Origin of the sequence: Devosia sp. (assembly GCF_036406155.1) — a bacterium.
Classification (GTDB): Bacteria; Pseudomonadota; Alphaproteobacteria; order Rhizobiales; family Devosiaceae; genus Devosia_A.
On record NZ_DASWVV010000021.1, the window covers coordinates 1 to 10208 of the forward strand.

Genomic DNA, 10208 nt, shown 5'->3' on the forward strand with positions numbered 1-10208 from the left:
CGGCCCCGACGGCTCCAAGGCCGCCGAGGCGCTGGCGGCGATCCGCCGGCAGCTGGAACTGGTCAACGCCTGAGCGGGCGCCTCACCCGGCGCCCGGCAGCAGGCGCCTGACCGCCCGCCACGCGGGCGAGGCCACGCGGCCGACAAGCGGGATCAGCGCCGCGCCGACGGCGAGGCCGACGATGCCGTAGGCGGCCGACTCGACCAGCCATATGACGAAGCCCGCAGCGGCGGGCAGCGCGCCGGCAACGGCAATGGCGGCATCGTGGATGAGATGGGCCGGCAGGCTGAATCCGAACGCCTCGAGCCCGTGCACGATGATGCCGCCGCCAACCCAGATCATGGCGGCCGTGCCGGCCCCGCCAAGCAGCGTCATGAATCCCGGCATGCCCTGGACCAGCGCCCGGCCCAGGCTGCGCGTGGCCTGCCCCAGTGCGTGCGGTCCGCCGTTGGTGGCGAGAGTGAGCCCGATATCGTCCGCCTTCACGATCAGGGCGACGCCGCCATAGACGGCGGCGGTGATGCCGAGGGCCACCACGCCGAGCACTGCCGCCTGCATGACGAGGCTGCTTTCGGGCAGGGAGGCAAGAGCAATGGTCATGATCTCGGCGGAGAGGATGAAGTCGGTCTTGATGGCGCCGGACACCTTCTGGTCTTCAAGTAGTTTCGGGTCGCTCGCGGCGGGCTCGAGCGCCGCCTCGTGCGCATGGGCCGCGTGGGGGAACAGCGCTTCGTAGAGCTTTTCGGCGCCCTCGTAGCAGAGATAGGCACCTCCAAGCATGAGCAGCGGCGTGATCGCCCATGGCGCCAGCAGGCTGAGCGCCAGCGCGCCCGGAAGCAGGAACAGCAGCTTGTTGCGGATCGAACCGAGGGCAATTCGGGCTACCATCGGCAATTCACGTTCGGCGGCGAAGCCGTGGACGTAGCGGGGGGTGACGGCGGCGTCGTCCACGACGGCGCCGGCAGCCTTCATGCCGGCCTTGGCAGCCTGGCCGGCGACATCGTCCAGCGAGGCGGCCGCGAGCTTGGCGAGCCCGGCGACGTCGTCGAGAAGGGCGAGGAGTCCTACGCTCACTGCTGTGTTCTCACCATTACGGGGCCGCGGGTAGCCACAGAACTGCCCGGGCGCCCGCCGGGTTCCGCCCGTGCCGCACGAAGCGACTGGCTACCCCACGGGGCGACCGGCGTCGCCATCGCCCGAGGGCGCTGCCGGGTCGCCTTCTCTATTGGCGACAGCGTCCTCGCCCAGAGGCGGGCTCATTTCGGCGGCGGCGGAAGCCGGGCCGAACACCGAGAGACGCGAGAAGATGCGGATGCGTGTCTCGTCGGACATGACGTTCATGATGCCGCCGGCGACGACGATGACGAGGCCGACATAGGCGATCGGATCGGGGAACTCGTTGAAGAACATGGCCCCGAAGATGATGGCCCACAGGATCTGGCTGTACTGGGCGGGCGCGATGATGCTCGCCGGGGCCCGACGCGTGGCGGCGATGAACAGGATGTTGCCGGTGCCGCCAAGCAGGCCGATCGCCAGCAGGGCGGCGAACTCCTCGGCCGTGGGCATGTCGAAATGCGGCAGCATCAGGATGCCGTTGGCGATGACGATGTAGCCCAGCGGAATGCCGATGAGGCTGACGCGCTTTTCCACCGGCGCCACCTTGCGCAGGATGGTGGTCGTGGCCGCGCCGAACAGCGAGGCGCCGAGCGCCGTGAGGTGTCCCAGTTCCATTTCCCGGAAACCGGGCTGCACCACCAGCAGCACGCCGAAAAAGCTGGCGCCCAGAAACAGGTAGCGCTGCCAGGTGACAATTTCCTTGAGGATCGAGGTGGACAGGAAGACCACGAAGATCGGGGCGAGGAAGGCGATGGAATAGGCCTCGGCCAGTGGTATGGAGACGAAGGCGTAGATGATGCAGAGGTTGCCGGCGAGCCCGGTGAGGCCGCGCAGATTGACCAGCCACGGATGCCGCATCTGCCAGAACAGGTGCCAGTGCTCCTGCCGGGGCTTGGTGAAGATCACCGGCAAGAAGGAGAACAGCGCCGTCCAGAAGGCGATCTCGAACACCGACAGACTGCTGCCGAAGCCCTTGATGATGGCATCGCAGCACGAAAAGAGCAGGTAGGTGGCAAGCGAGAAGGCGACGCCGGAGGGCATCTGCGACGGTCCGGGACGGAAGGAATCGGGCGTAGTCTTGCGAGCTATACGAAAGCTTTCCCGGCCGGTCGATGGGGCGGGACGCCGCCGGACAACTATTTCAGCGCGGCGGCGGCGGGGCCGATGATTTCGATCCTGTTCGTCCAGATGTAGCCGACGAAGTTCTGCGGGACGCCGGCCAGTTCGTCCAGCGTGTCGATCCCGGCGGTACCGGGGTCGCCCGCCGCGTAGGGGCCGAGCAGAATGACCTCGGAGCCCGCGTCGCGGAGGCGCTGGAGGAACAGGTTGGGCCAGCCCCAGAGGAAAGGCGCGACGTTGATCGGCACCATGACCCTGGTGCTCCGGCACGCCTCGGGCACATGGCCGGTCCAGCCCAGCCCCATATATTGCAGCAGGCAATCGACGAGGCCCCGGCGCGACCACACGGCCAGCCCGCCGATCAGCTCCTGCGCTCGGAAGGTCGGCGCATCGCCGCCATAGGCGCCCCAGATCCCGGGCCGCCACTGCGGGTTGGCGGCGAGCAGCGCGGCGAGCATGTCGCCCTCGCGCGCCTCGTTGCTCTTGAAGTTGACGAGGAAGCGGCCGGCGGGGAGAGCGTCGAAGACTTCCCCGATCTCGGGCATCAGGCCGACGCCCTTGCCGCGGAACGGGTGGCTGGCGCCGCCGTCGGCTGTGTAGCCGTAGCCGATATCGAGCGACTTGAGATAGTCGAGGTCGTGCGCCCGGGTCTCCCCGCTGCCGTCGGTGCGGCAGTCGAGCGTCCAGTCGTGCAGCACGGCGAAGTGGCCGTCCGTGGTCGGGTGCACGTCGAATTCGACGATGTCGGCGCCGGCCGCGAAAGCGGCTTGCATCGAAGGGATGGTGTTCTCGAGAAGGCCGTGCGTGGGCGGGTAGATGCGCTCGGCGGTGCAGGTGTCGTTGGTCAGCCCGTCGCGGGGAAAGGTCTGGTGGACGCCGCGATGGGCGATGATCTGCACCTCGCCCGCCGGCGCCGGGACCCGCCAGGAGGCATTCCACACATACACGGCGGCAACGAAGACAGCCAATCCGAGCAACAGCTTGCGCAGCATCGACTTTCCCCGCGTTTCCGGGCGCCGCGGCCCGGGTGCCGCCGCCCGGGGGCGGCGGCGATGGAATCGTCAGGCGGCGCTCATCGCCTTGTCGAGGTTGGCGGCGACGGCGTCGAGGAAGCCCATGGTGGACAGCCACTGCTGGTCGGGACCGACGAGCAGCGACAGGTCCTTGGTCATCTTGCCGCTCTCGACGGTATCGACGCAGACCTTCTCGAGGGTGGCGGCGAACCTGGCCAGCTGGTCGTTGCCGTCGAGCTTGGCGCGGTGGGCGAGGCCGCGCGTCCAGGCGAAGATCGAGGCGATGGAGTTGGTCGAGGTCTCCTTGCCCTGCTGGTGCTGGCGGTAGTGGCGGGTGACGGTGCCATGCGCCGCCTCGGCCTCGACGACCTTGCCGTCCGGCGTCATCAGCACCGAGGTCATCAGCCCGAGCGAGCCGAAGCCCTGGGCCACGGTGTCGGACTGCACGTCGCCATCATAGTTCTTGCAGGCCCAGACATAGCCGCCGCTCCACTTGAGGGAGGAGGCGACCATGTCGTCGATCAGGCGGTGCTCGTACCAGATCTTCTTGGCCTCGAAGCGCTCCTTGAACTGGGTGTCGTAGACCTCCTGGAAGATGTCCTTGAAGCGCCCGTCATAGGCCTTGAGGATGGTGTTCTTGGTGGAGAGGTAGCACGGCACGCCGCGGTTCAGCGCGTAGTTGAGGGAGGCGAGGGCGAAGTCGCGGATGGAGTCGTCGAGGTTGTACATGGCCATGGCGACGCCCGCGCCGGGGGCCTTGAACACCTCGCGCTCGATGACGGTGCCGTCCTCGCCGGCGAACTTGATGGTGAGCGTGCCCTTGCCGGGGTAGAGGAAGTCCGTGGCCTTGTACTGGTCGCCGAAGGCGTGGCGGCCGATGATGATGGGCTGCGTCCAGCCGGGCACGAGGCGCGGTACGTTGCGGCAGATGATGGGCTCGCGGAAGATGACGCCGCCCAGGATGTTGCGGATCGTGCCGTTGGGCGACTTCCACATCTGCTTGAGCTTGAACTCCTCGACGCGGGCCTCGTCGGGCGTGATGGTCGCGCACTTGACGCCGACGCCGTGCTCCTGGATGGCGTGGGCAGCGTCAACGGTGACCTTGTCGTCGGTGGCGTCGCGATGCTCGATGGACAGGTCGTAGTAGCGCAGGTCGACGTCGAGGAAGGGATGGATCAGCTTGTCCTTGATCGCCTGCCAGATGATGCGGGTCATCTCGTCGCCGTCGAGTTCGACGACCGGGTTGGCGACTTTGATCTTGGCCATGCTGAATGCTCCTGCGCGCGCTGTGTTCTTGCTGGCCCGCCTATAGCACGAAATCGGCCGCTGGAAAGGTGGCCGCAGGACGCACGGGGGCCGGGAAAGCGGCTGCGCTGCCAGGGCGAAGGCGCTGCGGCAATCGGGCGCTGACCGGCCGCCCGCTTGATTGGCCGGCGTCGCCGTCCTAAGCCCGCAGACAGCGGAGTCCGCCATGGCGTTTGAACCCGACTACCCGATCGAGACCCAGCGGCTGCGCCTGCGCCCGTTCACCCGCGGCGACGTCGATGCGGTCTACGCCTATCGCCGGCGCGAGGACGTGGCGCGGTTCCTGTTCGATCTGCCGATGAGCCGCGAAAGCTGCGCCGAGGCGGTGCAGGCGCGCGTCGGCCAGACCGGCTTCGCGAACGAGGGCGACCGCATCGTCCTCGCCGTGGAGCAGCGCAAGGACCTGGCCATGATCGGGGAGGTGTCGCTCATCCTGCGCAGCGCCGAGGCGCGGCAGGCCGAACTCGGCTATATCCTGCACCCCGACTACCAGGGCCTCGGCTATGCCACGGAGGCGGCTCGGGCAATGCTCGGAGTGGGTTTCGATGACGCCTGGATGCACCGCATCTACGCACGCTGCGACGTGCGCAACGCCGCCTCGGCGCGCGTCATGGAGCGGCTCGGCATGCGGCGCGAGGCGCATTTCCGCGACCACATGCTGGTCAAGGGCGAGTGGCAGGAAGAATTGATCTACGCCCTGCTCGAGGGCGAGTGGCGGGCACAGGCGCCAAGCCGCCGGAATCGCTGAAGGAACGCCCGCCCGCTCGGAAACCTTGGCATGTTTTTCCAATGGCCGGCGCGGAACCGGTCATCGCGGCGTCACGTTCTCGCACTACACACACAGGCAGGGCAGGCGGAGGATGCAACGTTCATGGGCGCACCAGGCTTACCGATCGAAACCGAGCGTCTCGTCCTGCGCTTTTTCGAACCCACCGACCTCGATGCCGTCATGGCCTACCACGCCTTGCCCGAGGTGCAGCGCTACCTCGAATGGAAGGCGCGGGACCGAGTGGAGTGCAAGGCGGCGCTGGCCGGGATGTGCGCGCAGCGGCGGCTCAACCGGCCGGGGGACACGCTGACGCTGGCGGTTGAGCGCAAGTCCGACCGGCTGCTGGTCGGCCAGGTCTCGTTGCGCTGGACCGATGCCACCGCGGGCCAGGCGGAGGTGCGCTTCGTCTTCAACCCGACCTACCGGCGGCAGGGCTACGCCACCGAGGCGGTAAGCTGTGCCTTCGACATCGGCTTCGACCATTTCAGCTTCCACCGCATCTTCGCCCGCTGCGGCGCGAGGAACGTGCCCTCGGCCCGGCTGATGAAGAAGCTCGGCATGCGGCTCGAGGCGCACTATCGCGAGCACGCGCTGTTCCAGGGCGAGTGGGACGAGGAACTGCACTTCGCCATCCTCGACCGGGAGTGGCGACGGAGCAGCAAGGTCAAGGAAATCAGTTCGCATCTGGTCGCCTGATCCGGCCAAGTCTTGATCTTTGCGCCGCTTGCGCCGTATCTGCGGCGCAAACGGGATCCTCGCGCATGGCCGGCACCGACAAATCGCAGCAGATCGCCTACCGGCCTGGACCCGCCATCATCCTGTGCGAACCGCAACTGGGCGAGAACATCGGCAGCACGGCGCGCGCCATGGCCAATTTCGGCCTGTGGGACTTGCGCCTGGTCAACCCCCGCGACGGCTGGCCGAACGAGCGGGCGGTCGCGGCAGCGTCGCGCGCCGACCACGTCATCGAAAAGGTACGGGTGTTCGAGACCACCGAGGCGGCGATCGCCGACCTGTCGCTGGTATTCGCCACCACGGCGCGCCGGCGCGACCTGCAGAAGCCGGTGCTCGGGCCGGAGCAGGCCTCGCGGCAGCTGCTCGCCCATATCGCCGGCGGCGGTGGCGCCGGCCTGCTGTTCGGGCGCGAGCGCTGGGGGTTGTACAACGAGGAGGTGGCGCTGGCGGACGCCATCGTGACGCTGCCGGTGGAGGCGGCGTTCGCCTCGCTCAACATCGCCCAGGCCGTGCTGGTCCTCGCCTATGAGTGGCGGCGGCAATCCGATCTCGGCGCCGTCCTGCCGTTCGGCGACGCCCGCGCCGACCTCGCCCCCAAGCAGGAGCTCATCGGCCTGTTCGAGCAACTCGAGGAGGCGCTGGACCGGGCCGGGTTCTTCACGGCGCCCGACAAGCGGCCGACGGTGGTCAACAATCTGCGAGCGATGCTCAGCCGCGGCAATCTGTCGGCGCAGGAGGTGCGCACGCTGCGCGGGGTCATCTCGTCGCTGGATCGCAAGCACGAGCGCCCCAAGGCCAACCGGCCGCCGCCGCACAAGCCAGCCGGCTAGGCGCGCGCGGCACCGGCAATATTGATTTCCGTCAAGTCACTACTGCGACGCGCGGTGCGATATCCTTCGTGAAGAAGCGAGGGAGGGCGCGATGAACTTCGGCAAGCCGCTGGCGGCAGCCTCTGTCCTTGGATTGATGCTGTCCGGGTCGGCGCTGGCGCAGGAGAACCCGCTCGGCGCCGAGGCCTTCCGGGCGTCCTGCGCGGTCTGCCACGGGGCCGACGGCAAGGGGGACGGCGAGTTCGCCGCCATGCTGACGGTCAGGCCCGCTGACCTGACCGTGCTGAAGCGGAACAACAGCGACAAGGTCTTTCCCTATCTCGACGTGTTCCGCGCCATTGACGGCCGCACCGAGCTGCCCGCGCACGGGACGCGGCTGATGCCGATCTGGGGCAATTACTTCGCCGGCCAGCCCGACGTGATGGCGGCGCAGCCGTTCGGCGCGGAGCTGCTGATCCGCGCGCGCATCGTCGCGCTCGTCGACTATATCGAGTCGATCCAGGTCGAATAGGCGAGGGCGGCGGTGCCGTCCTCCCCCCGGCGGCGCTTGACTTCGCGGGATTTGGCCTCTATCACGCGCGCACTTGAGAGCCGTCCGGCTCACGAGCGCACCCGGGATCTCTGACGTTCGAGGTCTGTCGGCCGGCCCCGAGGGGGCGGGCAGAGGAGGGCGCGGTCCAGTCAACTCTTATACTTGGGACACGCGATGACGAAGCGCCAGGAAAGCAAATACAAGATCGACCGCCGCTTGGGCGAGAACCTGTGGGGTCGGCCGAAGAGCCCGCTCAACGCCCGCGCCTATGGCCCGGGCCAGCACGGCCAGCGCCGCAAGGGCAAGACCTCCGACTACGGCCTGCAGCTCAGGGCCAAGCAGAAGCTCAAGGGCTATTACGGGACGATCACCGAGAAGTCGTTCAAGAAGCTCTACAACGAGGCGGCGCGCGCGCGCGGCGACACCGGCGAGAACCTGATCGGCCTGCTCGAGAGCCGGCTGGCCGCGATCGTCTACCGCGCCAAGTTCGTGCCCACTCCGTTCACGGCGCGGCAGTTCGTGAGCCACGGCCACGTGCTGGTGAACGGCAAGCGCGTCACCATCCCGTCCTACCAGGTCAAGCCGGGCGACAAGGTCGAGCTGCGCGAGAAGTCCCGCCAGCTCGGCATCGTGCTCGAGGCGGTGCAGCTCGCCGAGCGCGACGTGCCCGAATATATCGAAGTCGACCACGGCAAGATGAGCGCGACCTTCGTGCGCGTGCCGGCCCTCTCCGACGTGCCGTACCCGGTGCAGATGGAGCCGAACCTGGTCGTCGAATTCTATTCGCGCTGAGCGAATAGCGGGATTTCCGAAATCATCGAGGGCCGCCCATCGGGCGGCCCTTTTGTGTTGTGCGGGGCCGCGCCAGCGCCTTGCACCTGCCTGAATTTTGTGACCGATTGGCCGAATTTCGCCGTTGGCGGTGAAACCCTTCCGGAGGCCTCCATGATCAAGTCCTTCTTCGCGAACCGCACATGGGCCGCGTGGGCTTACGGCGGCGGGGCATTCCTCATCGCTTCGATCTATCTGCAGGTGCAGATGACGGTGCTGGTGAACCGCTGGTACGGCGGCTTCTACGACATGCTGCAGAACCCGGCCGGCCGCGACATTTCCGAGTTCTGGAACCTGATCTTCATGCCGATCTGGCAGGACCAGACGTTCCTCGGCTTCATCACCGTGCCGATGCCGGCGAGCTTCCTGTGGATCGCCATCCCCTATGTGCTGCTGGCGACGCTCACCAACTTCGTCACCCGCATCTACGGGCTGCGCTGGCGCGAGGCGATCACCAACGACTACATCCCGCGCTGGCGCGCCGTGGAGGAGGAGATCGAGGGGGCCTCGCAGCGTATCCAGGAGGATACCTACCGCTTCGCCCGCATCATCGAGAGCCTGGGGCTGGCGGTGGTGCGCGCCATCATGACGCTCATCGCCTTCCTGCCCATCCTGTGGAGCCTGTCCGGCCAGGTCGACCTGCCCATCATCCGCGACATTCCCGGCTCGCTGGTCTGGGCCTCGCTGGCCATCACCATCGGTGGCATGACCATCTCGTGGTTCGTCGGCTGGTTCCTGCCCGGGCTCGAATACAACAACCAGAAGGTCGAGGCCGCCTTCCGCAAGGAACTGGTGCTGGGCGAGGACGACAAGCACGCCCATGCCAAGCCGGAGACGCTGCTGTCGCTGTTTTCCGGCATCAAGTTCAACTACCACCGGCTGTTCCTGCATTACGGCTATTTCGACATCTGGTCGAACCTGTACGGCCAGATCACGTCGCTGACGCCGCTGCTCATGGTCGGGCCCGGCATGTTCACCGGCGCGGTGACCTTCGGCCTGCTCAACCAGGTGAGCGACGCCTATAACCGCGTCGACAACTCGTTCGCGCTGATCCTCAACAACTGGACGACGCTCACCGAGCTGCGCTCGATCTGGAAGCGCCTGCACGAGTTCGAGGGCAACCTCGACAAGTACAATACGGGCCGCGACATCGATGCCGCCGTGCCCGAGCCGGGTGCGGCGCAGTAGCGCCGCCCGGGTCCTCGGGCGGCGCTGACTGGCCTAGGACGGAACGGGGGAACTGTGGTACCGACGGATCGTTGTATCGCGCGCGGTGCCCTGACATGGAAATGACGACCCTGGAACGCCCGGAGCCTGCCCTCGATGATGGCGAGGCGGCTGGCGCACACCCGCTGTTTCGCACTGCGCCGCGCACCGTAGCGTTCAACAAGCTCAGGAAGCGGCTGATCCGAAACATGCGCGAGGCGATCGAGACGTTCGCCATGGTGCGGCCGGGCGAGCGCTGGCTGGTCGCCATCTCGGGCGGCAAGGACAGCTACGGGCTGCTGGCGCTCTTGCTCGACCTCAAATGGCGCGGGCTGCTGCCGGTGGACCTGCTCGCCTGCAATCTCGACCAGGGCCAGCCAGGCTTTCCCAAGCACATCCTGCCCGAGTTTCTCGACCGCCACGGCATTCCACACCGCATCGAGTACCGTGATACCTATTCGATCGTCACCGACAAGCTGCCGGCAGGCGCCACCTACTGCTCGCTGTGCTCGCGGCTCAGGCGCGGGCACCTGTACCGGATCGCGCGGGAGGAAGGGTGCACGGCGCTGGTGCTCGGCCACCATCGCGAGGACAGCCTCGAGACCTTCTTCATGAACCTGTTCCACGGCGGCAAGCTGGCGGCCATGCCGCCGCGACTGCTCAACGACGAGGGCGACGTCGAAGTGCTGCGGCCGCTGATCTACTGCGCCGAGGACGACCTGGCCAAGCTCGCCGAGGCGATGGCGTTCCC

At 67.4% G+C, this 10208-nt stretch carries 11 protein-coding genes; 7 read left to right on the forward strand and 4 right to left on the reverse strand.

Translation table 11 applies throughout. The features are described 5' to 3' along the window. Positions 1–82: 82 nt before the first annotated feature. From VGD93_RS01295 to VGD93_RS01310, 4 genes are all read right to left on the reverse strand, one after another. Positions 83–1075 (reverse strand): DUF808 domain-containing protein, encoded by a 993-nt coding sequence (locus VGD93_RS01295; RefSeq protein ID WP_395008407.1) that lies wholly within the window; start codon positions 1073–1075, stop codon positions 83–85. A 90-nt stretch (positions 1076–1165) separates the two neighbouring features. Beyond that, a complete protein-coding gene (locus VGD93_RS01300) occupies positions 1166–2158 on the reverse strand; it encodes a DMT family transporter (RefSeq protein WP_395008409.1) in 993 nt (330 codons plus the stop codon). Positions 2159–2253: 95 nt separating this feature from the next. Continuing rightward, the gene (locus VGD93_RS01305) at positions 2254–3228 is read right to left on the reverse strand and encodes a glycerophosphodiester phosphodiesterase family protein (RefSeq protein WP_395008411.1); all 975 of its coding nucleotides are present in this window, start codon (positions 3226–3228) and stop codon (positions 2254–2256) included. A gap of 69 nt (positions 3229–3297) precedes the next feature. After that, positions 3298–4515, reverse strand: coding sequence for an NADP-dependent isocitrate dehydrogenase (locus VGD93_RS01310; RefSeq protein WP_395008413.1), 1218 nt, complete (start codon positions 4513–4515; stop codon positions 3298–3300). A gap of 205 nt (positions 4516–4720) precedes the next feature. Between VGD93_RS01310 and VGD93_RS01315 the strand changes: the two genes are divergently transcribed. The 7 genes from VGD93_RS01315 to ttcA all read left to right on the forward strand — a co-directional run. Further along, positions 4721–5302, forward strand: a complete 582-nt coding sequence (locus VGD93_RS01315; protein ID WP_395008415.1) for a GNAT family N-acetyltransferase — start codon at positions 4721–4723, stop codon at positions 5300–5302. A 123-nt stretch (positions 5303–5425) separates the two neighbouring features. Continuing rightward, positions 5426–6019: a GNAT family N-acetyltransferase gene (locus tag VGD93_RS01320; protein WP_395008417.1), complete on the forward strand. Its 594-nt coding sequence runs from the start codon at positions 5426–5428 to the stop codon at positions 6017–6019. A 65-nt stretch (positions 6020–6084) separates the two neighbouring features. Next, complete coding sequence (locus VGD93_RS01325; RefSeq protein WP_395008419.1) at positions 6085–6888, forward strand: RNA methyltransferase; 804 nt, start codon at positions 6085–6087, stop codon at positions 6886–6888. Positions 6889–6979: 91 nt separating this feature from the next. Beyond that, positions 6980–7399, forward strand: coding sequence for a c-type cytochrome (locus VGD93_RS01330; RefSeq protein ID WP_395008421.1), 420 nt, complete (start codon positions 6980–6982; stop codon positions 7397–7399). Between the two features lie 195 nt (positions 7400–7594). Beyond that, the gene (rpsD, locus tag VGD93_RS01335; protein ID WP_395008423.1) at positions 7595–8212 is read left to right on the forward strand and encodes a 30S ribosomal protein S4; all 618 of its coding nucleotides are present in this window, start codon (positions 7595–7597) and stop codon (positions 8210–8212) included. A 153-nt stretch (positions 8213–8365) separates the two neighbouring features. Continuing rightward, the gene (locus VGD93_RS01340) at positions 8366–9439 is read left to right on the forward strand and encodes a putative transporter (protein WP_395008425.1); all 1074 of its coding nucleotides are present in this window, start codon (positions 8366–8368) and stop codon (positions 9437–9439) included. Positions 9440–9540: 101 nt separating this feature from the next. Beyond that, the coding region (gene ttcA, locus VGD93_RS01345; RefSeq protein ID WP_395008427.1) for a tRNA 2-thiocytidine(32) synthetase TtcA at positions 9541–10208 on the forward strand (668 nt) is incomplete at its 3' end.

Bases quoted from the DNA above. Each gene is read 5' to 3' on its own strand.
- VGD93_RS01315 (WP_395008415.1), top strand. From the start codon at position 4,721: ATGGCGTTTGAACCCGACTACCCGATCGAGACCCAGCGGCTGCGCCTG.
- VGD93_RS01320 (WP_395008417.1), top strand. From the start codon at position 5,426: ATGGGCGCACCAGGCTTACCGATCGAAACCGAGCGTCTCGTCCTGCGC.
- VGD93_RS01300 (WP_395008409.1), bottom strand. From the start codon at position 2,158: ATGCCCTCCGGCGTCGCCTTCTCGCTTGCCACCTACCTGCTCTTTTCG.
- VGD93_RS01330 (WP_395008421.1), top strand. From the start codon at position 6,980: ATGAACTTCGGCAAGCCGCTGGCGGCAGCCTCTGTCCTTGGATTGATG.
- VGD93_RS01340 (WP_395008425.1), top strand. From the start codon at position 8,366: ATGATCAAGTCCTTCTTCGCGAACCGCACATGGGCCGCGTGGGCTTAC.
- rpsD (WP_395008423.1), top strand. From the start codon at position 7,595: ATGACGAAGCGCCAGGAAAGCAAATACAAGATCGACCGCCGCTTGGGC.
- VGD93_RS01305 (WP_395008411.1), bottom strand. From the start codon at position 3,228: ATGCTGCGCAAGCTGTTGCTCGGATTGGCTGTCTTCGTTGCCGCCGTG.
- VGD93_RS01325 (WP_395008419.1), top strand. From the start codon at position 6,085: ATGGCCGGCACCGACAAATCGCAGCAGATCGCCTACCGGCCTGGACCC.
- VGD93_RS01310 (WP_395008413.1), bottom strand. From the start codon at position 4,515: ATGGCCAAGATCAAAGTCGCCAACCCGGTCGTCGAACTCGACGGCGAC.